The sequence below is a fragment of the Streptomyces sp. NPDC046215 genome (genome assembly GCF_040646215.1).
GTDB lineage: Bacteria > Actinomycetota > Actinomycetes > Streptomycetales > Streptomycetaceae > Streptomyces > Streptomyces stramineus.
Genome location: NZ_JBEYZW010000004.1, coordinates 63,130 through 87,227 on the forward strand (window position 1 = coordinate 63,130; position 24,098 = coordinate 87,227).

Annotated in this window: 24 protein-coding genes; 8 read left to right on the forward strand and 16 right to left on the reverse strand. The window is 70.8% G+C overall.

Annotation, left to right across the window (positions count from 1 at the left end):
• Positions 1-443: 443 nt before the first annotated feature.
• Positions 444-1,454, reverse strand: a complete 1,011-nt coding sequence (locus tag ABZ951_RS02790; RefSeq protein ID WP_344083466.1) for a DUF5937 family protein — start codon at positions 1,452-1,454, stop codon at positions 444-446.
• A 56-nt stretch (positions 1,455-1,510) separates the two neighbouring features.
• Here ABZ951_RS02790 and ABZ951_RS02795 point away from each other — a divergent pair, with 56 nt between their 5' ends.
• Together ABZ951_RS02795 and ABZ951_RS02800 are read left to right on the forward strand one after the other, a co-directional pair.
• Positions 1,511-2,815 carry an MFS transporter gene (locus ABZ951_RS02795; protein WP_344083464.1) on the forward strand — a complete coding sequence of 435 codons (1,305 nt, stop codon included), beginning with the start codon at positions 1,511-1,513 and terminating at the stop codon, positions 2,813-2,815.
• A 9-nt stretch (positions 2,816-2,824) separates the two neighbouring features.
• Positions 2,825-3,244 (forward strand): hypothetical protein, encoded by a 420-nt coding sequence (locus ABZ951_RS02800; protein ID WP_344083461.1) that lies wholly within the window; start codon positions 2,825-2,827, stop codon positions 3,242-3,244.
• On the opposite strand, the gene ABZ951_RS02805 is transcribed toward ABZ951_RS02800, so the two are convergent.
• Together ABZ951_RS02805 and ABZ951_RS02810 are read right to left on the reverse strand one after the other, a co-directional pair.
• Positions 3,234-4,088: a class I SAM-dependent methyltransferase gene (locus ABZ951_RS02805; protein ID WP_344083458.1), complete on the reverse strand. Its 855-nt coding sequence runs from the start codon at positions 4,086-4,088 to the stop codon at positions 3,234-3,236. The two genes, ABZ951_RS02800 and ABZ951_RS02805, sit on opposite strands and share 11 nt — an antisense overlap.
• Positions 4,089-4,293: 205 nt before the next feature.
• The gene (locus ABZ951_RS02810; RefSeq protein ID WP_344083455.1) at positions 4,294-4,872 is read right to left on the reverse strand and encodes a TetR/AcrR family transcriptional regulator; all 579 of its coding nucleotides are present in this window, start codon (positions 4,870-4,872) and stop codon (positions 4,294-4,296) included.
• A 203-nt stretch (positions 4,873-5,075) separates the two neighbouring features.
• On the opposite strand from ABZ951_RS02810, the gene ABZ951_RS02815 reads away from it, so the two are divergent.
• A complete protein-coding gene (locus ABZ951_RS02815) occupies positions 5,076-6,242 on the forward strand; it encodes an agmatine deiminase family protein (RefSeq protein ID WP_344083452.1) in 1,167 nt (388 codons plus the stop codon).
• A 57-nt stretch (positions 6,243-6,299) separates the two neighbouring features.
• Here ABZ951_RS02815 and ABZ951_RS02820 read toward each other — a convergent pair whose 3' ends face one another.
• From ABZ951_RS02820 to ABZ951_RS02840, 5 genes are all read right to left on the reverse strand, one after another.
• Complete coding sequence (locus ABZ951_RS02820; protein WP_344083449.1) at positions 6,300-7,877, reverse strand: tetratricopeptide repeat protein; 1,578 nt, start codon at positions 7,875-7,877, stop codon at positions 6,300-6,302.
• Positions 7,838-8,188 carry a hypothetical protein gene (locus ABZ951_RS02825; RefSeq protein ID WP_361278723.1) on the reverse strand — a complete coding sequence of 117 codons (351 nt, stop codon included), beginning with the start codon at positions 8,186-8,188 and terminating at the stop codon, positions 7,838-7,840. The genes ABZ951_RS02820 and ABZ951_RS02825 overlap by 40 nt, the downstream gene beginning before the upstream one ends.
• 141 nt (positions 8,189-8,329) lie before the next feature.
• The gene (locus tag ABZ951_RS02830) at positions 8,330-9,259 is read right to left on the reverse strand and encodes a hypothetical protein (protein ID WP_344083446.1); all 930 of its coding nucleotides are present in this window, start codon (positions 9,257-9,259) and stop codon (positions 8,330-8,332) included.
• Between the two features lie 155 nt (positions 9,260-9,414).
• Positions 9,415-9,837, reverse strand: coding sequence for a hypothetical protein (locus tag ABZ951_RS02835; RefSeq protein WP_344083443.1), 423 nt, complete (start codon positions 9,835-9,837; stop codon positions 9,415-9,417).
• A 148-nt stretch (positions 9,838-9,985) separates the two neighbouring features.
• Positions 9,986-10,477 (reverse strand): DUF1453 domain-containing protein, encoded by a 492-nt coding sequence (locus tag ABZ951_RS02840; RefSeq protein ID WP_344083440.1) that lies wholly within the window; start codon positions 10,475-10,477, stop codon positions 9,986-9,988.
• A gap of 56 nt (positions 10,478-10,533) precedes the next feature.
• On the opposite strand from ABZ951_RS02840, the gene ABZ951_RS02845 reads away from it, so the two are divergent.
• Entirely contained in the window at positions 10,534-11,151 is a 618-nt protein-coding gene (locus ABZ951_RS02845) for a TetR family transcriptional regulator C-terminal domain-containing protein (protein ID WP_344083437.1), read from the forward strand.
• A gap of 146 nt (positions 11,152-11,297) precedes the next feature.
• Here the strand turns inward: ABZ951_RS02845 and ABZ951_RS02850 are convergent, their stop codons facing one another.
• Entirely contained in the window at positions 11,298-11,870 is a 573-nt protein-coding gene (locus ABZ951_RS02850; protein WP_344083434.1) for a GNAT family N-acetyltransferase, read from the reverse strand.
• 258 nt (positions 11,871-12,128) lie between these two features.
• Here ABZ951_RS02850 and ABZ951_RS02855 point away from each other — a divergent pair, with 258 nt between their 5' ends.
• Entirely contained in the window at positions 12,129-13,544 is a 1,416-nt protein-coding gene (locus ABZ951_RS02855; protein WP_361278673.1) for an MFS transporter, read from the forward strand.
• A 78-nt stretch (positions 13,545-13,622) separates the two neighbouring features.
• Here ABZ951_RS02855 and ABZ951_RS02860 read toward each other — a convergent pair whose 3' ends face one another.
• From ABZ951_RS02860 to ABZ951_RS02870, 3 genes are all read right to left on the reverse strand, one after another.
• Positions 13,623-14,444, reverse strand: a complete 822-nt coding sequence (locus ABZ951_RS02860) for an alpha/beta hydrolase (RefSeq protein ID WP_344083428.1) — start codon at positions 14,442-14,444, stop codon at positions 13,623-13,625.
• 32 nt (positions 14,445-14,476) lie between these two features.
• Positions 14,477-15,100 (reverse strand): TetR/AcrR family transcriptional regulator, encoded by a 624-nt coding sequence (locus ABZ951_RS02865; RefSeq protein ID WP_344083425.1) that lies wholly within the window; start codon positions 15,098-15,100, stop codon positions 14,477-14,479.
• A gap of 474 nt (positions 15,101-15,574) precedes the next feature.
• Complete coding sequence (locus tag ABZ951_RS02870; RefSeq protein WP_344083422.1) at positions 15,575-16,636, reverse strand: alpha/beta hydrolase; 1,062 nt, start codon at positions 16,634-16,636, stop codon at positions 15,575-15,577.
• A gap of 114 nt (positions 16,637-16,750) precedes the next feature.
• On the opposite strand from ABZ951_RS02870, the gene ABZ951_RS02875 reads away from it, so the two are divergent.
• A complete protein-coding gene (locus ABZ951_RS02875) occupies positions 16,751-17,404 on the forward strand; it encodes a GNAT family N-acetyltransferase (RefSeq protein ID WP_344083420.1) in 654 nt (217 codons plus the stop codon).
• Positions 17,401-18,282: a PaaX family transcriptional regulator C-terminal domain-containing protein gene (locus ABZ951_RS02880; protein WP_344083417.1), complete on the forward strand. Its 882-nt coding sequence runs from the start codon at positions 17,401-17,403 to the stop codon at positions 18,280-18,282. The genes ABZ951_RS02875 and ABZ951_RS02880 overlap by 4 nt, the downstream gene beginning before the upstream one ends.
• A 43-nt stretch (positions 18,283-18,325) precedes the next feature.
• Here the strand turns inward: ABZ951_RS02880 and ABZ951_RS02885 are convergent, their stop codons facing one another.
• The 4 genes from ABZ951_RS02885 to ABZ951_RS02900 all read right to left on the reverse strand — a co-directional run bounded on the left by ABZ951_RS02885 (position 18,326) and on the right by ABZ951_RS02900 (position 22,713).
• Entirely contained in the window at positions 18,326-18,784 is a 459-nt protein-coding gene (locus tag ABZ951_RS02885; protein WP_344083414.1) for a DUF2690 domain-containing protein, read from the reverse strand.
• Positions 18,785-19,161: 377 nt separating this feature from the next.
• A complete protein-coding gene (locus tag ABZ951_RS02890) occupies positions 19,162-19,998 on the reverse strand; it encodes an alpha/beta hydrolase (protein ID WP_344083412.1) in 837 nt (278 codons plus the stop codon).
• A 134-nt stretch (positions 19,999-20,132) separates the two neighbouring features.
• Positions 20,133-20,882 (reverse strand): dienelactone hydrolase family protein, encoded by a 750-nt coding sequence (locus ABZ951_RS02895; protein ID WP_344083410.1) that lies wholly within the window; start codon positions 20,880-20,882, stop codon positions 20,133-20,135.
• Positions 20,883-21,141: 259 nt separating this feature from the next.
• Positions 21,142-22,713 (reverse strand): long-chain fatty acid--CoA ligase, encoded by a 1,572-nt coding sequence (locus ABZ951_RS02900; RefSeq protein ID WP_344083408.1) that lies wholly within the window; start codon positions 22,711-22,713, stop codon positions 21,142-21,144.
• A gap of 186 nt (positions 22,714-22,899) precedes the next feature.
• On the opposite strand from ABZ951_RS02900, the gene hemA reads away from it, so the two are divergent.
• Positions 22,900-24,096, forward strand: coding sequence for a 5-aminolevulinate synthase (hemA, locus tag ABZ951_RS02905; RefSeq protein WP_344083405.1), 1,197 nt, complete (start codon positions 22,900-22,902; stop codon positions 24,094-24,096).
• Positions 24,097-24,098 lie beyond the last annotated feature (2 nt).

Consider the following 24,098-nt stretch of genomic DNA (forward strand, 5'->3'; position numbering starts at 1 on the left):
TTGCTTGTGGAGAAGCTGCCCGCCAAATCCCAGCTGGAGGTTCTGTATGCGTTCTCACCGTGCGCTTGCCGCAATCATCACTCTGGCCGTGGTTGCAGGCGGGCTGCTTGCCGGAGCAGGAACAGCCTCGGCTTCCCCTTCTGCAACGTCCCGGCCGACGAGCAGCGCCGCCGTTGTGGCTGTTGAGAAGTCCATTGGCGCGCCAGCCCAGTTGGCACGCGGATATCAGGGGCCGTTCGGCACATTCGATCAGTGTTATGCGGAGAATCAGCGTTGGTCACGGACCCACGTGGTGAACGAGTGCTTCTACTGGGGAGGTAGTGGCTCCCCTACCGGTTGGTACTTCTACGTCTTCGGCCCGCGCTGAGGCACAGGAGCGCACCTTCGCCGGCCGGCAGCCCTCTCACCCTCCATGTACGTCGCCCGCGCAGTCGGCACGTAATTCACGCTCGGGCGGCGGACGGCAGTGACCCGGCGCCTGCCGCTTCCACGACGGTCTCTCCTGCCCGGGTGCGTGCGTACAGCACCTCTCTGCCCGCGCGGTGGGCGCTGACCAGGCCCGCGGTGCGCAGGGCCGTCAGGTGCTGGGAGACGCCGCCGGGAGTCAGTCCCGTGCGGCGGGCGAGGTCAGTGGTCGAGGCGGGGACGGTCAGCTCGGTCAGGAGGGTCGCGCGGGTGCGGCCGAGCACCCCCGCCAGTGCCTCGGAGCCGGTGGACGCTGGTGCGTGCCAGAGCGTGCCGACGGCGCGTGGCGGGTATCGCAGCGACGGCTGCCACGGCTCGTTGAGCACGGAGAACACGCGCGGCCACACGAAGGCTGACGGCACCAGCAGCAGGCCGCGGCCGTCGAGTCGGCGCGCTCCGCGCGCGGTGCGGTGCTCCAGGTGCAGGGTGCCTCCGGCCCAGGTGACCTGGGGGTCGAGGTCCGCGAACAAGTGCTGGGCGCCGCCTTCGACCAGACGGCCGGCCCGGTATCGGATGTCGCCTTCCAGCAAGGCGAGGATCCGCGACCAGTACGGTGCCAGCGCCAGCTCCCAGTACGCCTCCAACACGTCGGCCAGCCGCCCGAGCTCGGCTGCCGGGTCGGCGCGCAGCGCCGCCATGCGTTCGGGCGGCACCTCGGCCGTCGTGTGCAGCAGCGCCGGCGGGGTGGCCCGCACCGTGGCCAGTTCCACGTCCAGTGAGGGAAGTGGCGTCGTGGGCGGCGGGCAGATGAACCCGGGAACGCGGCCGGCCCAGGGGGAGCGTGTCGGCACCGGGACGAGGTCGAACAGCGGTCGCAGGTCGAGGCCGGCCGTCTTCAGCCGCGGGCGCACCTGTTCGGCCCAGGTGCGGTGCAGGCCGTGTTCGTCCGCGCCCTTGAGCACGCGGACACTGGCCACCACCTCCCACAGCGGGGAGATCGCGAAGCGGGTGCGGGCCATGTCCTCCAGGCCGAGTTCGATCTCTATCATTTAGCTGAGGGTAAAACACTGGGTGGATCGGTGGGTGGCCGCGCACGGTAGCGCGCATGACCCGAGCACTCCCTTCGCCGTGGCGGCTGCGCGACTTCCGCGTGCTCTTCACCGCGGGTGCCCTCAGCCACCTCGGCAGCAATGTCGGCTATGTGGCGATCCCGCTGTTCGCCGTCACCACCCTCGACGCCGGCCCCGGCCAGGCCGGTGCGCTGGCCGCGCTGTCCACCGTCGCCTTCCTCCTCATCGGTCTGCCGGTGGGCGTCTGGGTGGACCGCCTGCCCGGCCGCCGGGTGCTGGTGGCCGCCGACGCCGCCCGTGCGGCGCTGTTCGCCTCCATCCCCGTCGCCTGGTGGCTGGGCGCGCTGTCGCTGCCGCAGTTGTACGCGGTGGTGCTGCTGAACGGCTGCGCCACGGTGTTCTTCGATGTCGGCTCGCAGAGCGTCCTGCCCGAACTGGTCGGCCGCGAGCGCCTGGTGCCGGCGAACACCGCCCTCGTGAGCCTGATGGGCGGCGCCGGCATCGCCGGTCGCGGCGCGGGCGGTTTCCTGGTCCAGTTCTTCACCGCCCCTCTCGCGATTCTCGGCGGGTCCGTCGCTTATCTGGTCTCCGCCGTGGGCCTCATGGGCATCGGCCGACGACGCGCTCCTGCCGTGGTCGTGGCCGACCGGCGACGGCTGCGGGTCGAGATCGCCGAGGGGCTGCGCCACGTCCTCGGCAGCCGGGAGCTGCGGGCGCTGGCCCTTACCGCGACTCTCACCAACCTCGGCGCACAGATGATCAATGCCGTACTGCCGGTGCTGTTCACCCGCGAACTGCACCTGTCGGCCGGGGTGCTCGGGGTGTACTGGGCGGCCGGCGGCGTGGGCATTCTGCTCGGTGCCGGGCTCGCGCGCCCCATCGCCGCCCGTCTCGGCCACGGCCGCACCCTGGGGCTGGCCGGGCTCTGGTTCGCACCCGGCGCCCTTGCCGTCGCGCTGATCGGCGACGGGCCGTGGCTGTGGGTGGCCGGCACCGGGTGGCTCGCGATCATGACGAAGACGGGCATCGACAACGTCCTCGGCGTGACCCTGCGCCAGCATGTGACCCCCGACCCGCTGCTCGGCCGCATGAACGCCACCTTCCGGTTCCTGCTCACCGGCGCCACGGCCGTCGGCTCCGCCCTCGGTGGCCTTGTCGGCCAGGTGGCGGGCGTCCGTATGGCGGTCTGGTCGGGCGCGATCTGCCTGGCGGGCGCCTTCCTCCCGGTCTTCTGCTCCCCCATCCGCAGACTGCGCGAGCTTCCCGTGGTCACCGCGCCGCACGACCGGGCGTCAGCGGCGGCCGCCAAGAAGGTAAGGGGGGCGGCCGGGCAGGTGTAGCGTTCCGGTATGTCGACAGCGCCGTCCCGGTTTCCGCCGCGCCCGATCCGTGGTGTGCGCGTGCTGCATCAACGGGTGAACTGCGCGCCGCAGTTCGCCGAGATCACCGTGGACTTCGAGCCCGCGGCTGAGGGCTTCGCCTTCGAGGTGGCCGAGGGCCTGGCGGTGGCGTACGAACCCGCGGAGGACCTGCCGCGGTTCTTCGCAGCGGCCGCCGCGGGCATCGAGGAGCAGTTGCGGCTACCCGAACACGATGTCGTCCCAGCCACTCGGGTGGTGTTGCGCCAGGCCCGCGCCCATGCGTTCGGCTCCCACGAGCCGGCCTTCAGGATCGCGGGCTACCTCGCCGCGCGTGAGGCACTGCAACGGAACAGGGCACGTGGTCGTACGGCACCAGGTTCCCAAAGCCGGCCGTCCGTCATGCCGTAGGGCGTTCCGCGGTGACCGTGAAGTAGTCGAGGGTGCCTTCGTGGTAGGCCCGCAGGAAGTTGCGCGGCCAGGTGCCGGGCGCCCACATGCCGGACAGCCAGCGGTCCCATCCGGGCCATACCGACGACCCGATCGACGTGGCACGGATGCTGGTCAGGCCGGCCTGTTCCAGGCTGCTGGTCAGCAGGGGGATGGTGTGGGCGACATCCAGGCCGCTGGCGAACGTGTCGAGCAGTTCGGCCAGCCGCCCGGCACGGGTCTCATCGGTGTCGGGGATGAAGAAACTCGCGACGACGACGCGGCCACCGGGCCGCACCACGCGTGCGGCCTCCCGGGCGAAGGCGCCGAGATCACGGAAGTGCTGGGCGGCTTCGACGCTGTACAGGCGATCGAACGATCCCTCCCCGAACGGCATCTTCTCAGCTGCGCCGCGTGCGAAGCGCAGTCGTGCGGGGGTGCGGGCCAGCAGACCGGCGTTGGCCTGCCCGGCACGCTCGAGCTGCTGCGGATGGATGTCCATGCCGGTGACGTGCGCGAAGCCGTACTCCTCCAGCGCGACAGCACAGCCGGCCCCGAGCCCGCAGCCGACCTCAAGGGCCCGTAGCCCGTCAGTGGGCGCCAAGGCACCGAGCACGTGCCGGTACAGAGCCCGCTGACTGCTGATGCGGTCCTGCTCGGTCAGCGGCCGACCGAGATCGATGCCGTGCCAGTATCCGAAATTGGTGTATCCCCCGCCGAACAGGGCCGTCGAGCTGAGATCGCCCGGACCGTACGCCTCCTGAACAGCGGGCGGGATCGGGTGCTGCGCCGCTCCGGAATCCTGTGTCATCTGCGCCACCTCCATGAGGAAGAGCGTGCCGCCATGCGGCGACCGCACACTCAGACCTACCCACCGGCGAAGACGGTGGCGCCGGCATCGGTCAGATCGGCGAAGAAGGCCGGCTCGACCCGTTCCTCACCGGTCGGGGAAGGAGCACGCCCCGGACCGGGGCGGCACCGCGACTACCCGGTCCTCCCCTTTCCGGTCGTCCCCGCCCGGCGGGCGCGGCTCACGGACGCGGTCCGAGTTCCGCGGTGACGGCGCCGCGCAGGAGGTCCCGGGCGCGCTCCAGGGAGAAGGAGCCGCTGAGCCAGCGTTTACTGAGGCCCTCGACCAGGGTGGTGAGGCGGTCGGCCGCGTCTTCGGCGGACACCTCGGGCGGGATGCTCCCGCTCCGCTGGGCGCGCTCGATGAGGTCACCCGCGTAGTCGGTCCAGCGCGCGGTGGCGGTGCGCAGTTGCTCACGGAGTTCGGGCTGGAAGACGGCGGTGGCTCGGAGCTCGCCCCAGGCGGTGCTGTTCTCGATGACGACCGGCGTGTCCTGCAGTTCCAGCAGCAGCATCTCCTCGAGATGGCCGCGGGGGTCGGTGTCGGGGTCCGTGGCGGGGTCGGTGTACTGCTCGGCCCGGGTGCTGATGAACTCCAGCGTGTGGGACATCAGGCCGGCGCGGTCCTGGAAGTGGTAGTAGATCAGCGAAGTCGACACGCCGGCTTCCTCGGCGAGCTCCTCCACGCGCAAGCCCCTGATGCCGCGCTGCGCGACGACTCGGGCGGCGGCCTCCAGGATGACGGTGCGACGACGGGACATGCGCTCACTTCCGTGTTTTGGTCTCACAGGCCACTGCTGTCCCATGTTACCTTCGATTCCTGACTGAAATTTCAGTCAGGAATCGGTCATGGCGGCGCGCAGCATCGGCCGCTGTGCGTGACCGGGCTGTCGCCATGCGCACACCGCGGCTGAGCGGTGCGTGGCACGGAGCCCGCACTGTTCGTCTCGGCACTGGAGTCCCCTTGTCCCCCCACCTCGTGTCCCGCCGTACCGCCCTGCGCGCCGTCGCCGGTACGGGCGTGCTCGCCGCCGGGGCGTCGGCGTGCCGGTCGCAGGATCCGTCAGGATCCGGCGCCACCGCTGCCGCCCGCCCGGCCTCCCGGACGGGAGCGGATCGCCGGTTCGGGGCCGAGTGGGAGAGCCACGCGCGGACCTTCATGTCCTGGCCCGCCCTGCGGCGGGTCTGGACCCTGGACCTGCGCGCGGTGCGCGAAGACATCGCCCGGGTAGCCCGGGCCGTCGCGGAGTACGAGTACGTCGTGATGCTCGCCCGGCCCGGCCAGCAGGCCGCTGCCCAGCGGGCCTGCGGCTCCCAGGTCGAAGTGATTCCGCTGCCGGTGGACGACCTGTGGGCCCGTGACACCGTCCCGGTGTTCGTCGAGGAATCCGGCCGGGCCGTGGGCGTCGACTTCCACTTCAACGGCTGGGGCAACAAGCAGAAGAAGCACGACAGCGACGCCCGAGTCGGTCGCTCCCTGCTGCCGCGGTACCGGATCCCGCGCAGCGCGGCCCCGCTGGTCGCCGAGGGCGGCTGCTTCGAGACCGACGGCCAGGGCACCCTGCTGGTCACCGAGAGCTCCGTCGTCAACGACAACCGCAACCCCGGAAAGAGCCGGGAGACCATCGAGACGGAGCTCAAGGAGGCCCTGGGCGTCAAGAAGGTGATCTGGTTCGCCGGGGTGCGCGGTCAGGACATCACCGACGCGCACGTCGACAGCCTCGTACGGTTCGCCGCACCCGGTGTGGTGCTGCTGGACAAGGCGTTCCCCGGTGCCCCCGCCGACGTCTGGTCACGCTCCGCCGACCAGGCCAGGTCCGTCCTCACCCAAGCCACCGATGCGCGCGGCAAGCGGTTGGAGGTCATCGACCTGCCGCAGCCCGACCCCGACCGGATCACCGGCACAGGAGACGACTTCGTCTCCTCGTACGCCAATTTCTACGTGGCCAACGGCGCGGTGTTCATGCCGGAGTTCGGCGACCAGCGCGCCGACGACCGGGCACGGGGGATTCTCAAGGAGCACTTCCCCGACCGCGACATCGTGCCGGTGAACATCGACACCATCGCCGCCGGCGGCGGTGGTATCCACTGCTCGACCCACGACCAGCCCGGCAAGCCTGTCGACCGCTGAGCGAGCCGGCCCTCTGCGCGGGGGGGGTGCGCCGGGCCAGCTGCCCTCGGGTGACGGTCACCCCCGCCCTGTCTCGTTCGGGCTTCCCGAGCCCTTCCCGTCAGGCCCGTTCGCCCGGTCGTCGATGTCCGCCGCGCCGAAAGGGCGCTCCGGGGGTGGCGCCGGGCCGGAGGCGTCGGCCGAGGCCGCCCTCGTCAGCCATTCCGCGGCTTCCCCCATCGCACCGCGCCGCTTGAGTACGTGCGCCAGGTTGAGCATGCCGGCGGTGTCGCCCGCCCCGGCCGACGAACGGAACCAGCGTTCGGCCGCTGCCAGGTCACCGCGCTGCGCGCACAGCGCTCCCAGGCTCGCCATCGCCGCGGGGTTGCCTTCCTGGGCGGCGGTGCGCCAGTGCGGTTCGGCTGCCGCGTCGTCGCCGCGGGCGTGGAGGAGGTTCGCCAGGTTGTTGTGGCCGTTGGCCCGGGTGGCCCGGTCGTCCACCTCCATCGCCCGGCGGTAGTACGTTTCGGCGCCGGCGTCGTCGCCTTGGTGGCGCAGGAGGACGCCCAGGTTGAGGAGCGAATCGGTGGAGCCCTCGGCCACGGCGCGGCGGAAGTAGCCCTCCGCTTCGACCGGTCGGCCCTGCCCGCGCAGGTGCTCCGCGTACAGGTGCATCGCGGGGGCGCTGCCCGCGTCCGCGGCCTCGCGGAAGCGGGGCTCGGCCCGCGTCATGCCGAAGCGGTCCCTGACCACCTCGGCGACGAGGAGCATCGCCTCCGGGTCGCCCTCGCGCGCGGCGCGCTCGAGCCACGCCTGGGCGGTGGTGAGGTCGCCCTTCTGAGCGGCGCAGGAGCCCAGGTACTTGGCTGCTTCCGCGCTGACGTGGCGGGGGGTGTCTGGAAGAATCGTCTCCTGGGCGGCTTCGTCGACGCCTCCGCAGAGCTCGTGCAGTTCCTCCCAGAGGTGCAGAGCGCGTTGCCACTTCTCGGCGGGGACCCCGTCCGGGGCAGGACGCCCCGAGGCATCCATGGGCACGTCGGCGGGCGGCTCCGACGGGCGGGGGCCGGTCTGGTTCCACACCCCTCGGCAGCCTTCCACCGCCGCCGTGCACCACGCGTGCGCGAGGGCCATGTCGCCCTCGGCGATGCGCACGATCACCAGCGCCAGGATGACCTTCGAAGAGTCCGTGGCCGGGTGCAGGTCGAACTGCTTGCGCAGTTGCGCCCACTCGAACGGCGTGCTTCCGGCGCGTGCGACCCGGCGCACGTAGGCGGTCGGCGACGGATCGAGCGCCGGGTCAGGCACCCCGCCCGGGAGTGCCTCGGCATCGAAGGGCACGGTACGCCGCGTCCACACCTGGAGCAGGGCGATGCGCATGCTCAGCGCCCCGAACTCGGCTTCCCCCCTGCGGAGGTGAGCCATGGCACGCTGCTCCTGGCCTCGCTCGACCTCAAGTGTCACGAGGGCGGCGAGGCCGACGGGGTCACCCGCCGCGGCGGCCTCCGTCAGCCAGATGTGCGCCTCCTCGTACCGGCCGAGCAGGGCGAGCCCGAGTCCGTACACGGTCATGCCCTTGGCGTGGCCCGCCTCGGCGGCCTTCCGGGCGCGGCGCTCGCTCAGTGGTCTGTCGCCCGCGTACGCTCTTTCGACGGCCACGCTCGCGAGTAAGCCCAGACGAGGCATACGGTCCGGCATCTCAAACCCCCGTTATCCATTGCCAGTTGGCCTTTTACGGTAGTACTCAGGCGCCGCTGTGGACATGCCCCGCCCAGTGCGAGGGTGCGGCTGGGCGCGCGGTGCGGGCGGCGAGCGCCGCGCGGTGCGGGACCCCGGGCCGGGTCGGACGACGAGTGCGGGTCCGTGGAGAAGGCGCGGGCGCGCTGCAGCGACTCGGCGTCGTCGACCGGCCAGAGGCTGCCTATCACGTGCGGGAATCCCGCCATCTGGAGTGCGCTCGCCAGGTGCAGGGCCTCGTCGGGCCCGCCGCATCAGCGCTCCGCCCGGTTGGCGCCGGGCCTTGGCGAGCAGCGAGTGGTTCCCGGGGAGGCCCGCGGCCGGCCAGGGCCCGGCGCAGGTCGTAGTCACCTGCCCCGCCTGCTTCGTCCGCCTCAGTTGAGCAGCTGCGTGTCGAAGGGGACGGGCAGCCAGGTGTCCTGGCTGAACCCGGGGTCGCCGGGGTCGTCCGCGTAATGCAGCTTCCAGGCGGTTCGCCGGTAGCCGGCCGAGGGGATCGTGCGGAACGGCAGTCCGTCATCGAGCCACTGGGTGGTGTGGACTTCACCGTCTTTCGCCCAGACGATCTCCGGCACCCATGAGCAGTCGCATCCTCGGGTGGATACGGTCAGGTCCACCTCCAGCGTTCTGCCGCCCGTGATCTCCCAGGGAATCGACGCCGTGCCACCGGTGGTCACTACCCGGGCGTACTGGCCGCCGCCGTCCAGGTCGGCGTGGGCCCGCACCGTCGCCAGGCCGCCACCGCAACCCGCGGTGAGCAGCCCCAGCACCGTCGCCTGGCCGGGCGGCGGTACCGGGTGGCGTTTGACCACTCTGATCCGGATCTCCTTCACCACCAGCGGTCTGGAACCCTGGGGTTGGAGGGTCAGGGTGAGCAGGGTTTTGTCGGGGTCTCCCGCGTTCCGGGAGGAGACCAGGGAGCTGTCCACCTCACGACCCTTCACCGGTGGATTCACCAGTTCGCCCGGCGGTGTCTTCACCACCCACACGTTCCACGGGCACTGGTACATGTGCCGGCCGACGTTGACGCCCTCGCTCCGGGCGCCCTCCTGATCGGCTGGGGTGTGCGATCCGGTGGGGGCCGGTGAGGAGCCGGCCCGGGCTTCTCCTGCTGCCGGCGGGTTGACGCTCGGGGCCGCCGCGGGTGATTCCACGGTGCGGGGCGCCCGGGACCCCGACACATAGAGGGGCGGCTCCTCCCCCTTGACCTCGCCGGTCACCCAGGAGAACCCACCGGTGATGGCGAGACCGATCGCCGCCGCCGCGGCGGCGACCACGACGGGCGCGATGACTGTCGTGGCCATGAAGCTGCGGTCCCGTAAGGGGAAATAGCTCCGGTGCCGTCGGCCATCGGGGTGGCCGTCAGGTTCGTCAGACTCCGGCTGCCTCTGGTTCTCGCTCATGTTTCTCCCTCGCTGTGGCGGCACAGGCTAGCGAGGAACCGCGCGGTACCGACCCCTTACCGATACACCGCATCTCTGCGCCGGGCGTCACCCGCGACGTTGGCTGCGAACAGGCCCAGGTCGAAGTCCTCCGCCTCGGCGAAGGGCGTCGGGTCGTCCGCCGGGTCGAGGAGGGTGTCCGGCGCCGGGTAGGTGAGAGTGGTCGCTCCGACCGTCAAGCGGCAGCGGTCGGACGACCGTTCGTGTCGGATCTCCACGTGGCCGTCGACGGCGACATCCCTCTCTCCCAGCCGCAGGCGCAGGCCGCCGGTCGCGCGGTAGAGCACGACGGGGACGCCGTCCAGCTCGCCGTAGTGACCGGCGGGGGTCCGTCCCGGGGGCAGGGAGCCGACCCGTGCGCGGGGGCCGAGCTCGCCGCCGGCCGGGTCGAACGCGGCCGCCTCGTCGAAGCGGTCGAAGGACCGCACGATGATGCTCATGCCTGTATCTTCCCCGGTGCGAGGTCCCGCCCGCCGGTGCGGGTCGCGCTCCAGCGGTGCTTCGCTGGGTCGGACTCGCGCCCGGCCCTGCCTCTGTCCGCTGAGCGATCTCCCCGACGATGGCGAGGGCACGGGGTGAAGCACAGAGTCAGCGACTTCGCGCCGGGGCGAAGGGGATGCCCGACGTCATGCCGCGGCAGCCGATCATGAGGGACTCACCGAGGAAGCTCACACCGATGGCGAGCTGGAGGGGACGCGCGTTCTCGTGCATGCCCATCTGCACTGCCAGGACATTGAAGCCGGCCGCGATCGCCACGGTGCCGATCACGGCGAGGAAGGTGCGGCCGGTGTACCGCTGCCACAGGACGCCTCCCTTGTCGACGAGCTGAACGGTGGCGCCGCGGAGTGCGCCGAGCGCCACACCGAAGACGGCGCCCGCGATGACCCAGGTGATGTCGGTGGCGGTCAGATCCGTCTTCTTGACGAGGGACAGGATGCCGATCCCGGTCAGGATCACGGGGGCCGCGAAGAGCTCCCGTACGCTGACCGGTTCGCCGATCATTCGTTTGATCACGACCGCGATCACGACCACCACGATGATCGCGGTGAGCAGCCAGGGGTTCACGCGGATACCACCCATCTCTATAGCGCAACTGAGCTAAATAAGTATTAGCCCAGTCGTGCTATAAAGGCAACATGCCAAAGATCGTCGACCCCGCGGCCCGCCGCAGAGCGGTAGCGCAGGCAGTCCTGTGCGTCGCCGCCCGGCATGGGCTGGAGCACGCGTCGCTGCGCAACGTTGCCGATGAAGCCGGACTCGCCGTCGGCTCGGTCCGCCACTACTTCGCCGACCACGACGAGTTGATGACCTTCACGATGGGGGAGCTGAGCCGGCGCATCGGCGACCGCATCCGTACCCACGCCGAACGGCTGCTGGCTCCCGACGGCCGCACCGACCGCCGGGCCGCGACAGAAGAGCTCCTGGCCGAGTTCCTCCCCCTGGACGAGGCCCGCCGCCAGGAGTCCGCACTCTGGCTCGCCTTCACCACAGCAGCACACACCCGCCCCGAACTGCGGCCCTGCGCCGCCGCTATGCAGGCCGACCTGCACACTCTGATGTCGCGCGTGCTGCACGAAGCTCAGCGCGCCGGCGGGCTGCCGAGCGACATGGACGTCGACCTGGAAAGCACGCGGCTGGCCGCTCTCCTGGACGGTCTGAATCTCCAGGCGACGCTGCTGCCGGACCGCTATCCGCCGCAGCTGCTCCGGCAGGTACTGCGACGGCACCTGGACGCCCTCAGCACCGGCGACTGACCTCCGGCCGTCGCGGGCGTGAGCACCCGCCGTGTCTGTGGGTCACCAGGGCGGCCGGACGGCGCCGTCGGTGGATCCAGCGGTATTCTGCGCGATCGTGTACGCGCAGACGAGGAGCCGGCGACGGCACCTCCCGGTGAGGTCTGTCAGCGCAGGTCGAACCGCATCAGGACCCGGGGATGACCGGCCAGCACCGACGTGGTGTCGGCGGCGTAGACGAACCCGGCGCGTTCGAAGTTCTTCCGGATCCCTGCGTACGCCATCGTCAGGTCGACCCTGGCGTCACCGTTGTCGAGCGGGTACGCCTCGATCGCCGGTGCGCCGTGGGCGCGGGCGAAATCGACCGCGCCGGCGATGAGGGCGTGCGAAAGGCCCTGCTTCCGGTGGCCAGGACGTACGCGGATGCACCACAGCGACCAGACCGGCAGGTCGTCGACGTGCGGGATCTTACGGTTGCGCGCGAAGGAGGTGTCGGAGCGCGGTGCGACGGCGGCCCAGCCGACCGGCTCGTCGCCGTCGTAGGCGATGACTCCCGGAGGAGGCTCCGCACCGCACAGCTCGGCGACGTACTCCCCGCGTGCCCGTCCCCGGAGCTCGTTGTTGAGCTTGGAAGGGATCCGATAGCTCAGGCACCAGCAGACATTGGCCTCAGGTGACTTCGGGCCGAGCACGGCGCGGACATCCCCGAAGGCCGAAGCCGGGCGGACGTTGATGTTCATGGCGTCACGATGACACGGGTACGGGGCAACTGGGCTTAACCTCTCCCGCGTTCCCCTCCTGTTGCGGCGAGCCTTCGCGCAGGCGGCCCACCCAAAGGGCATGCGGGTGCTGCCATGGCCACCGCCCATGGCAGCACCCGCGCCGGACCGCTCGCCCGATGCCGCTGCTAGCGTGTGCCCATGCCGAAAACAGACAAGGTGCGCCGTCGCTGAGAGCGACGGCGCAAAACTCCCGTTCTCGCCGTCGCTCCTGACCACTTGGCCAGGAGCGCCTTCGTGGCGCTCGGATTTCGCTGTTCCGGAGCGCACCCCATGTTCACCTTGTCTCTTCGTCAACGTCGGCGTGTCCTCGTCGCCGACCTCGTCTCCACCGCCGTGTTCCCGCTCGCCATCACCGGCGCCACGGCCGCTGTTCCCGATGTGACCGCCCAACTGCCCGGCACAGCCGCCCTGGGCCCGTGGATCGTCCTCGCGTACAACGGGCTGTTCGCCGCGGCCCTGTTGCCGGCCGGGGCGATGGCGGATCGTCTGACCCGCACTCGCTTCTTCGCCGTCGGCAACATCGTCGTCGCAACCACCGGGGTCTTGTCCGCCCTCGCCCCGGACCTGTGGTCTCTGGTGGCCCTGCGCGCGATCGGCGGGGTCGGGGCAGCGATGTGTGCCGCAGGTGGCTCCTCGATGGTCCTGGCCGTGTATCCACCGGAGGAGCGCCGTCGCGTGTACGGCTACACGGGCGCCGTGCTGGGCGGCAGCCTCGCATTGGGTCCGGTCGTTTCCCAGGCCCTCATGGCCGTCGGAGGATGGCCGCTCGTCTTCGTCGCGCCAGGGGCCGTGGCCGCACTCGCGGCCGTGGCCACGATCGGGATTCCGGGCCTTCGAAGCCCCGGGCTGCACCAGAAGTTCGATCTTGCCGGTGCCGTCCTCTTCGGGGGTGTGGTCGCCGCCCTGGTGACCGCACTCGGGCTGGGCTTCGGCGCGGGTGTCCCGTGGTGGGCGCCGACCGGGCTCATCGTCCTCGCGGCAGCCGGTGCCGCCTGCCTGCTCCGAGTGGAACGGCAGGCCTCTGACCCCGCGATCCCCGTGGATCTGTTGCGGATCCCCGCCTATCGCGCGTACGCGGTGGCGACGGGAGCCTTTATGGGCATGCTCGTGGTGGGACTGACCGTGCTCCCGCAGCTCGGCGCAGCCCGCAGCATGCATTCGGGCCGGGCGGCGGCCATGCTCAGCCTCCTGACCGTGCCGTCGACGGTCCTCCCGCTCCTCGCCTCCCGTCTCGCGCGCCGGCTGGCCCGGCCTCTGGTGACAAGCTCCCTGTTCGCCTGCGCCATCACAGCCGCCGTCCTGCAGGTGACGAGCCGGCCCACCGCCCTTCTCGTCGCGGCCGGGGTCATCGGGTTGTGCCTCGGGCTGACCGAAGGTGTCCCGGACGGGCAAGCGCTGAAGTACGTCCCCCCCCCAGCGCGGCGGAGCCGGCGCCGCGATGTTCGGCACGACGCGGATGAGCCTGGAAACGTTCACCCTGGCCGCTGCCACCGGGGTGATGTCAGCCCTCGGCCCCTCGTCCGGAATGGCGGTCGCCGGGGCCGTGTGCCTCGTAGCCGCCCTCATAGTCCGGCAAGGTGTCCCGCCTCGCGATACATAGGCACAGTCCGCGCGCTTCGGGCCGGTACGTGAACGGGGCCGGCCCGTCTCCGCACACACGCGTGCTGCTCAGCTGAGCAGCACGCACTCCCCCGGCCGGGCTCCCACGGCCTACTCGATCTCCTCCAGGAACGGCAGGATCGCATCGAGGAAGTGCTCGTTCCGATCGCCGGCCACCATGTGCCCCGCGGCGGCCACGTCGACGCGCCGGGCTCGGGGAACCCGCTCGCAGAACTCCTCGGCGATGTCTTCGCGCACCACGTCGCTGATCCCGCCGCGGACGAGCAGGGTCGGCACGTCGGCGTGACGCGCGGCGCCGAGGAGGCGCTCGGCCATGCCGGGCGGGTCCATCCGGCCCTCGAAGCTGCCCAGTATCCGGGGGTCCCAGTGCCAGACCCAGCGGTCACCCTGGCGGCGCAGGTTCTTCCGGATCCCCTCGGGGTCGTCCGGAGGCGGGCGGTGCGGCAGGTGGGCGGAGACCGCCGCGGCCGCTTCCCCGGGGCTGGCGAAGCCGTCCGGCCGGCCGCTCATGAAGGCGACGATCCGGCGGACCCCGCGGGGATCCGGCCGGTGGGCGACGTCGACGAGCACCAGAGCGCGAATGGCCGCCCCGGGCGCCTCACCGGCGGCGAGCAGCGCACTCAGACCTCCCAGCGAGGCGCCGATGAGCACGGGCCGGTCGCCGAGTTCGGCGACGAGCGCCCGGACGTCCTCGGCGAACACGTCGAGGCCGTAGTCGCCACCGGCCGACCATCCACTGGCGCCGTGTCCGCGCAGGTCAGGGGCGATGACTCGCCACCCCAGCGCGGCCAGTCGAGGGCCGGCCCGGTGCCATGCGTGTCGCGTCTGACCGCCGCCGTGCAACAGGACGAGAGGGGGCGAGGACGCCTCGCCCCACACATCCGCCGCCAGCAGGACCCCGTCGCCGCCCACGAAGCTTCGGTGCCGTGGCAGGGCGCCGGCCGTCATACCGCGCCTCGGATGCGCAGTGGCGCCAGCAGCTGATCGCGGTGGGGATCCGCGGCCGCAGCGGCGAGCGCGACGTCCAGCGCGAACAGAGCACGCGCGAGGAACCGGTCGTCGTCGATCAGGGCGGCGACCCACTGATGCAGGGCACCCACGCACGAAGCGGCGACAACCGCGGCCAACGCGTCAGTGTCGATGTCGGCCCGCAGGAGGCCCTTCGTCCGCGCCTCCGCCATCGCCTGGCGGAGCTGGGTGAGAGGGCTGCGGTCGAGCACGAGGCCGCTGTCCTCCCACTCGCGCACCATGCGACGCGACACCACCGGGTCACTCACGAACAGCCGGACGGTCGACCTGACGACCTCCCGCGAATCGCCGGGCTCCAACTCCGCCAGCCGGGCTCCGAGTTCGTCCATGAACGCGGCAGCGAGCGCTTCCCAGATCTTGTCCCGCGGTCCGATCAAGTTGTACACGGTGGCCGGGGCGACATCCGCCCGCTCGGCGATCCGCTCGGTGCTGATCACCGATTCGGGGCTGTCCCGCAGGAGTTCGCGCGTCGCGTCGAGAATACGGCCCCGTCGTCGAGCTTTGTGCTGCTCACGCAGACCGCCTGCAACCGTCGGCATATCCGCCCGTCCCTTCCGCATCTTAGAGACCTCTCTAAATTTAGGGGCGCCTCTGAAGGCGGTCAAGCAGGGAGGGAGCGCAGACCGCTGCGCGGCCGACCGGGCTGCCTCGCGCGGGCGGCAGCCCAGTCCGGCGCGCTGTGCACATGTCCGATGACTGCTTCTCAGTTCCAGTCGCACTGTGTGGCCGAGCAGAGTTCGCGCCTTGCCCGTGGAACAGCGGGCGCCACCGGCTACAGACGGAAGCCGGGAGCGTCACCTGAGGTCCCACGACCGCTCCAGCCGGCCTCCGGCTGACGGCGGTGGAACTCGGCGCCGCCTTCCTCGGCGGCACCGCACTGAGTGCCCTCACGGCTGCCGGTCTTGCCGAGGAGCTGCGGCGCGGGGCGCTCTCCCCCGCCTCGGCGGCGTTCCGTGGCGAACGCGAACCCTGGCATCCGGGGGGGGCCGGGCCTTCCCCCTCTACTGAATAGCTCAAGCGTCATGTTTTCCTCGGCCGCGGTCCTTCAAGAACTGTCGCTGCTCGCCCAGGAACCTGTCCGCGAAAAGAGCCCGCGGGGAGAAGAGCGCGGTCAGCGTGAGTTTGAGGTCCGACTGCTCGACGGACTGCTTGAGCAGTGAATGCGCCGCGTCCGGGTATCGCTTGACCGTCAGTGCGCCACTCGCGCCCAGCACCTTGCGGTAGGTGCGGTCCGTGTCAGCGGTGTCCACGTTGATGTCATGACCGGCGAGGGTCAGCAGCACCGGTATGCCGCGCAAGGCGCGGAGGTCCTGCGTGGCGTCCGCCGTGTAGTTCTTGGAGATGAAGCCCCAGCGGCCGGCGGTCATGCCGTCCACGTCATCGCCCATGGCCGCCAGGTACTCCTCGAACGTCGCGCGGCGCGCGAGCAGTCGGCGGGTCGTATCGCTCCTGGTGATCTCGGCTTCGGTTCGGTCCGCTGACGCCCCGTCGGCGCGCAGCGTGGCCAGGAGGTGGTAGCGGCCCTGCCGGAGCCAGTTGATCGCGGGCGAGACGGCGATGACGAAGCTCACGCGCGTCTTGGCGGCGACCTTCGGCAGGACCCAACCCGCCTGGCTGGCACCCCAGAGCCCGATCCGGTCACCGTCGATGTCCGGGCGGGTACGCGCCCAGGCGATGGCGGCTGCCGCTTCGTCGGCCCGGTCGTCCATGGACTGGGCGAGCCAGTCTCCGGGGGCACCCGCGACGCCGGGCTTGTCCCAGGAAAGGGAGGCGTATCCGGCCGCGGCGTTCGCTTCCCACATGGGCCGGTAACCGTCGTCGTGAGTGGCGTCGACGGGGCCGTCGCCGTGTACGTACACGACCAGGCCGTGGGGCTTGCGGTCGCCCTTGGGGGTGGCCAGTAAGCCGTTGAGGGTGTGGCCCCCGTGGCGGATCGAGACCCGCTGTTCGTCCATGCCGTAGGTGTTCTGCCACAGCACCACGCCGACGAGGCCGGCGGTCACGGCCAGGGCCGTGACGAGTGACCACACGGTGATGCGGAGCCCGCGGCGTCGGGGCTGGATCTTCGGACCCATGAGATCGGACCGCCTCTGTTCGGTTCTGCACTCCATCAAAACTATCATTTCACGTACGACCGTCCTGCTCGTGATAGTTTTGAGTCGAGGTTACAGCGACGAAGGGGGCACGGCATGGGACTGGGCACAGCAGGCACCGGCACCGGACCGGTCAGCGTCCGGCGGGGCGTTCCGGCCGGAGCCGAACGGCGGGCGGCCGAGCTGTACTGGGACGCTTTCGGCCGCAAGCTCGGCCCCGCCCTGAACCCGCCGGACAAGGCGGTGTCTTTCCTCGCCGATCACCTGAACGCCGATCGCGCCGTGTGCGCGCTTCTCGACGGGCAGCTCGTCGGCCTCGCCGGCTACCAGCTCGGCGGCCGGGCCTTCACCGGGGGCTCGGCCTCCGCCGTGCTGCGTGCGTACGGGCACCTGCGAGGGCTGCACCGCCTCCTCTTCCTCGCCCTGTTCGAACGCCGCCCGGACCCCGGACAGCTCGTCATGGACGGCATCGCCGTGGCCCCGGGCATACGCGGCCGCGGCGTCGGGAGCCTGCTCATCGAGGAAGTGGCCGCCGTAGCGGCGGAGCAGGACTGCCGGCAGATCAGGCTGGACGTGATCGACACCAACCCGCGCGCCAGGGCCCTGTACGAGCGGCTCGGCTTCACGGCCGTACGGACCGAGCGCACGCCCTACCTGCGCGGGCTCATGGGGTTCGGCGCGGTGACCACCATGCGTCGCCCCGTCGAGCCCAAGGGGACGAAGGAGACGAAGGGGCTCAGCACGCCGTGACCGACCACGTCGAGATCCCCACCCGCATGCTCGTCCACGCCCTGATCCGCGAGGACGGCACCGTCAGCGCGGACGAGCTGTACACGGTCGCCAACACCCTGGGCATGAGCGACCAGCAGGTGCGGCTGTGCGTCAAGCGACTCGTGGCCGAAGGCCGGTTCACCCACGAAGGCCGAGGCCGCAAGGCGGAACTCCACGCGACCGCGGACACCACGCGCGCCCTCGCCCCCAACGCGGACTTCCTCCGGCACGCGTTCCAGCAGGACGCCGGGCTCGCACCCTGGGACGGCGTCTGGCACCTGGCCGCCTTCGCGGTGCCCGAATCGGCGCGGGCCGCCCGGGACTCCCTGCGCGAGACGCTCGTCCACCTCGGCGGCGCCCCGCTGCAGAACGGCCTGTACGTCTGCGCCAACACCTGGGAACCGTACATCGAAGAGGCAGCTCACCGGCTGGGTGCCCATGGCGCGCTCACCCTCCTCACCACGACGGACCTGCGCCGGGGCGACACTCACGCTCCTGACGAACTCGCCCGCGAGCTATGGCCATTGGCGGAGATCGCCGACCGCTACCACCGCCTCAGCCGCGTCGCCCGGCCCCGGCTCGCCCGTCTCACCGGGCCTGCCGCGCTCTCCCCCTCCGCTCTCTTGACCATCGCGGTCGAACTGGCCGCCGAGCTCACCCGCGCCATCGAGCCGGACCCGCTGCTGCCGCCTCAGCTCCTCCCGCGCCCCTGGCCGGGCACCGAGGCCCGGGAGCTCGTCGCCCGGTGCTGGGCGGCCCTGCGCGGCCGCGACCACGACCACGGCGAAGCCCGCCCGGCCCTCTTCCGCTTCTACGCCGACATCACCCGAGAGGCGGCGGAGCGGGCGACGCGCTGAAAACGGGGACGGAGCGGGTGGTGACGGCAGCCGTTATTCGCGGTCAGTGATGCAGGGTGCACTTCTGGCTGCCGGACCGGAGGGTCACACACGCGCGGACGGTGAGGTTCTCGTCGTTCACCATCGGCGAGTACGTCGTCGAACCGGAGACGATCGACCGGTGCTGGGTCTCGCCGGTGCTGTTCTGGACGAGGGCGTCGTCTCCGGGCATCCCGCCGGTGAGCTCCGCCCAGGCCGCCTGGCAGTCACGGCTCCAGCGCAGGTTGATCGTGCGGCCCTGCAACTCCTGGTGTTCGAGGGTCAGCACGTCACCCGTTGTGGAGCACTGCATGGCATGAGGATCCTGGCCGGAGCAGGTGGGCCCCTTGCAGCCGACGTCGGTGAGAACCCGCGTGGACGGTGCGGCGTGAACGCCGGTGGCTGACGGCGCGGTCCAGCCGACCGCGGCGAACCCGAGTCCGACGGCGAGAACGGCTCCCGCGGCTCCTCTCAGAGGGTTCATCGGTGTTCCTCCCCCTTGATGGCCTTCCGGCAATAATTGCCGGACTGATTCCGCATTGTGGGGTATGCCGCCGCGTGATCGCCATAGCTCGTTCGTGGGACGGTCGGTGAGCGACCTCGGCCCTGTTCTCGCCCATCGCGCCATCCGCCCACAACGATCCGGTGATCGGTGAAAGGCCGCCGCGGCGGCGGCAAGCGGAGCTGTCACCGCCGGCCGGCGTCCGGCTCGTTTTACCGAGTTCGGTCCGACGCCTCGGTGGTTTCCTTCCCTTAAGATTCACCGGTCCGGTTCGCACGGGTACGCAAAACCGTTGGGTGCCGGGGCCCGTCGAAAGTGCTCGCATTCGGATCGCGTGGGCAGGCAAAGCGGGGCATCTCTCAGGCGAGCTTGTCGAGGATCTCGGCTATCTCGCCAGGGCGGAGTTGCACGCCGACATGGCTGGTGTCCACCGTGTGAACCTGGAAAGGGTTCTCCGGCGTCAGCGCGTCGGCCTCGGCGATCATTCGATCCTGCATGGCGAGCGGGATCGCCCGGTCCAGGGAGAAGCGGATATAGGCGCGGGGGATCCGTCCCCACGTGTCAGCCCGGACGCGGGCGTCATCAGTGAGGACGCGCGCGGAGTCAGCAGGTTCAAGGATGTTCAGGAAGGCACGGAACTGCTCGTCGGTCGCGTCGGCCATCAGAGCCTCCTTGGTCATGAGGAGGAACTGCGGGTCGGCCGAACGCCAGTTGACCATGGCTGAGGCGATGTCACGGTGCCCCAGAGTCGCCAGATAGTCGGCCACGCTCGGCAATTCGACGCAGCACCACGCGGAGACGTACACGATCCGGCTGATCAGATCGGGCACCGTGTTGCCCACACCGCTGATGGTCGCCCCACCGCCGCTGGTCCCCACCAGGATCACCGGCCCGTACTCCGCGACCCGGCGCACCGCCTCCACGACGTGGGTGACGTTGTCCTGCAAGCTCACCCCGGCCAGCGGCGAGGGCTGCGCCGAGAAAGCCTCCAGATCCTGCGGTGCCTGGTAGGAAAGCGGGAAGCCGGCGTTCGGGCCGTGGCCCGGCAGGTCAACGGCGAGCGCCCGGTGCCCGAGCAGCGCGAGTCGCTGGAGAACGGGCGACCAGGCGTAGGAACTGCTGTGCACGCCGTGCACGAGCACGAAGGTCGGCCGGCCGTCCCGGCGCGATACGCCGTCTTGGTACGTCGGCACCATGGGGGGCTCCTCTCGACAGGTGAACAGGGTTCGATCACTCCGGCACCCCGCCGACCAGCGTCACGCACAGGGGCATGGGCGAAGCAAGGCCGAAGCGCCGGCAACCCCGGCGGGGACGTCGCCGGCGCCGCTTTTCAGCTCTTGGTGAGGGTGCGGCCGAGGAGGGGAAGCAGTCGGTCCCAATGGCGCCGCAGTGCGGCCTGGTTGAAGGCGTCGGTGTCGGACATCGTGAAGCCGTGGGCGGTGTCGGGGTAGATCTCGGTGGTGTGGCTGACCCCTGCCGCGTCCAGGGCCTGGTAGAGCTCGGTGGGGGCCTCGGCCGCCTGGTCCTTCTCGGAGATGCCGAGGTGGACTTCGGCGGTGACCGTGGAGACGAGGCGGTGGGGGCTGTCGGGCGCGTCGGTGACCAGGGGCCCGGGGTGGAATCCGGCGACGGCGGCCACCTGGTCGGGGTGGGCCGCTGCGGTGCGCATCGCGTAGGCGCCGCCTATGCAGTAGCCGATCACGGCGACCGGTCCGGCGCTGACCTCGGGCCGGGTGGTGAGGAATGCGAGGTAGGCGTCGGCGTCGCTCAGGATGCGTTCGGTGGTGTGCGCCACCATCAGGGGCATCAGCTCGGCGATGAGCGCGGGCCGGTCCTCTTCCCCGATGTGCTCGGGGAGTTCGACCACCGGTGCCGGGCCGTTGCGGTAGTAGAGGTTGGGGACGAGCACGTAGTACCCGTGCCCGGCCAGTTCGCGGGCCATCTCCTCCAGCACGGGCCGGACGCCGAAGGCGTCCGTGTACAGCAGCACACCCGGGTGCCGTTCGCCTCCGTCGGGAAAGGCGGCGAAAGCGTCGGACTGTCCGTCCGGGGTGGGAATCCGCAGTGACGTGGTAGGCAAGTTCTTCCTCTCTTGGGCTAACGCCGGTGCGCAGCCTCCGCCAGGGGTGAGGTCGACCGGAGATCACACGTCCCTGCGGATCAGCGTCCTCTTCGCACCGGCTACAGGTGTAGAAGATCTTCAGGCTAACCCACGTCATGATCATTCCCAGGGGGTGGCACCTGTCCGCCGACTCCTCGACCCGGCGACCTCACTAGCGGCAAAGCCCCGCCGCACCCGGCCATGACGCACCCGGCCCCGGCACAACGGAATCAGCACCTCAGTCCGGAAGTTGGTCACCCGTCCCCGCTCCGAGCAGGGCGACGAGTTCCCGTTTGAGGACCTTCCCGCTCGGGCCCAGGGGGAGGGCAGCGGCGAACTCCACGCGGCGCGGGCACTTGTAGGAGGCGATGCGCCGACGGCTCCAGGCGATGATGTCCGCCGCGAGGGACGCGTGCGGCGCGGCGCCGGGGCGGGGGACGATCACCGCGTGGATCTCCTGGCCGTAGCGGGCGTCCGGGACGCCGATCACCGCGGCCTGGGCGACGGACGGGTGGCGGGACAGGACCTCCTCGACCTCGCGCGGGTACACGTTGTACCCACCGCGCACGATCATGTCCTTCTTGCGGTCGACGATCGTCAGGTAGCCTTCGGCGTCCTTCATCCCGAGGTCGCCCGAGCGGAACCAGCCGTCCACGAGGGCGGCGGCGGTGGCCGCGGGGTCGTCGAGGTAGCCGATCATGACGTTGTGGCCGCGGACCACGATCTCGCCGACCTCGCCCGGTGGGAGCAGCACGATCTCGTGCTCGGTACCGGCCCGGGCTATCTCCGCCTCGACGCCCCGGATCGGCTTGCCCACGGTGCCCGGTCGCCGGGGCCAGGCGCTTTGGTTGTAGGTGACGCAAGGGGAGGTCTCGGTCAGGCCGTAACCCTCGTAGACAGGACAGCCGAAGGTCGTCTCGAAGTCCTGGAGTACCCGGACCGGCAGCGCCGCACCCCCGGAGTACGCCCGGGCGAGCGGCGGTCGGCGGGCGTCCGCAGCCGCCGCCTCCAGCAGCGCGATGTACATCGTCGGCACGCCCATGAGAACCGTGCAGCCCTCGCGCACCATCAGGTCGAGCGCGCCGTCCGGTGTGAAGCGGGGCATCAGGGCGAGGGTCGCGCCGGCGCGGAAGCACGTCCCCATGCCGCAGACCTGGCCGAAGGTGTGGAACAGGGGCAGGCAGCCGAGGAGGACGTCGTCGGTGTGCATGGCGAAGGGCGAGAGCATCGTCGTGTCGATGTTCAGGAGCACATTGAGGTGGCTGAGCATGACGCCCTTGGGGCGGCCCGTGGTACCTGAGGTGTAGAGGATCAGCGCGGTGTCGTCCGGCGCGCGGGGTACCGGGGTCTCGACCGGCGTGGCCCGGGCCGCGAGCGTGTCCAGTGCCGCCCCGCTCGCGCCGTCGTCCGCCTCCACGGTCAGGAGCGGCACCTCCGCGCGGTTCGCCGCTCGTTCGCCCTCGCCGAGGAGCGACCCCGCGCACAGCAGGGCGCGGGCCCCCGAGTGCCGGAGGATGTACGCGATCTCGTCCGCTTTCAGCAGCGCGTTGACCGGTACGACGGTCGCGCCGAGCGCGAGGACACCGAAGTACGCCGTCGGGAAGGCGGGCGTGTTGGACAGCAGCAGCGCGACCCGGTCGCCGGGGCCGATGCCCTCCTCGCGCAGCGCCGCCGCGTACCGGCGTGCGGCCAGCCAGAGGTCGCCGTACGAGAGGCGCTGGTGACCGGCCACCAGCGCCGTGCGGCCGGGGCAGCGCGTCGCGGAGTCCGCGAGCACGTCCGCCACCGAGAGCGTGGCACCGCCCCTCATCGGCGCGGCCCGGGTATTCCGGCACAGCCGGAGAAGCCGGAAAATGCCGTGTGAATCCGCGGGAGGGGGATTTCACATTCGGTCATCGATACTCCGCTTTCGTGCGACGGCGCACTGTGCAGGGTCCGCGGGGCATCCTACGATGAGGCGCGCCGGAGGGAAAGCGACAGAAAGCGAGTAGGAGACATGTCCGAGTACATGGATTTCTTCGCACGCCTTGGGCAGGAGACGGCCGAGCGGAAAAGGGAGTTTCTGGAGCTCGGCCGCATCGCGGGCCGCTTCCCGTCGGCCGATACGGCTGACCATGGCGAGATCTCGATCTGGTGCAGCAACGACTACTTGGGTATGGGCCAGCACCCGGACGTGCTGGCCGCGATGAAGCGTGCCGTCGACGAATGCGGGGGCGGCTCCGGCGGTTCGCGCAACATAGGCGGGACGAACCATTACCACGTCGCGCTGGAGGCGGAGCTCGCCGAACTGCACGGGAAGGAGGACGCGGTGCTGTTCACCTCCGGGTACGCCGCCAACGAAGGCGCGCTCTCCGTGCTGGCCGGCCGCATCGATGACTGTGCCGTGTTCTCCGACCAGTTGAATCACGCGTCCATTATCGACGGTTTGCGGCACAGCGGAGCCCAGAAGTTCATCTACCGGCACAACGACTGCGCCCATCTCGAAAAGCTGCTGTCCGGGGTGGATCCGCAGCGGCCCAAACTCGTCGTGACGGAGTCCGTGCACTCGATGCGCGGCGATATCGCGCCACTCGCGGAGATCGCCGAGATCGCCGAGCGGTACGGGGCGGTGACGTTCGTGGACGAGGTGCACGCCGTGGGCATGTACGGTCCCGAGGGCGCCGGCATCGCCGCGCAGGAGGGCCTCGCCCCCGCGTTCACCGTGGTCATGGGGACGCTGGCCAAGGGTTTCGGGATGACCGGCGGCTATGTCGCCGGGCCCGCCGTCCTGATGGACGCGGTGCGGGCCTTCGCCCGCTCGTTCATCTTCACCACGGCACTGCCGCCCGCGGTGGCGGCCGGCGCGCTCGCCGCCGTCCGGCACCTGCGCGGCTCCCGGCGGGAACGCGAGCGGCTCGCGGCCAATGCGGCGGTGCTGCACGGCTTGTTGCGGAACAGGGGTATCCCTTTCCTGTCCGATGAGAGCCACATCGTGTCGGTCCTCGTCGGCGAGGACCGTCTGTGCAAGGCGATGTCGGCGCTGCTGCTGGAGCGGCACGGCGTCTATGTGCAGGCCGTCAACGCGCCGAGCGTGCCGACGGGCGAGGAGATCCTCCGGGTGGCGCCCTCCGCCGTGCACGAGGCCGCCGACATCCGCCGGTTCGTCGAGGCGCTCGACGGGATCTGGGCGGAGCTCGGCGCGCCGCGTGGCTGAGT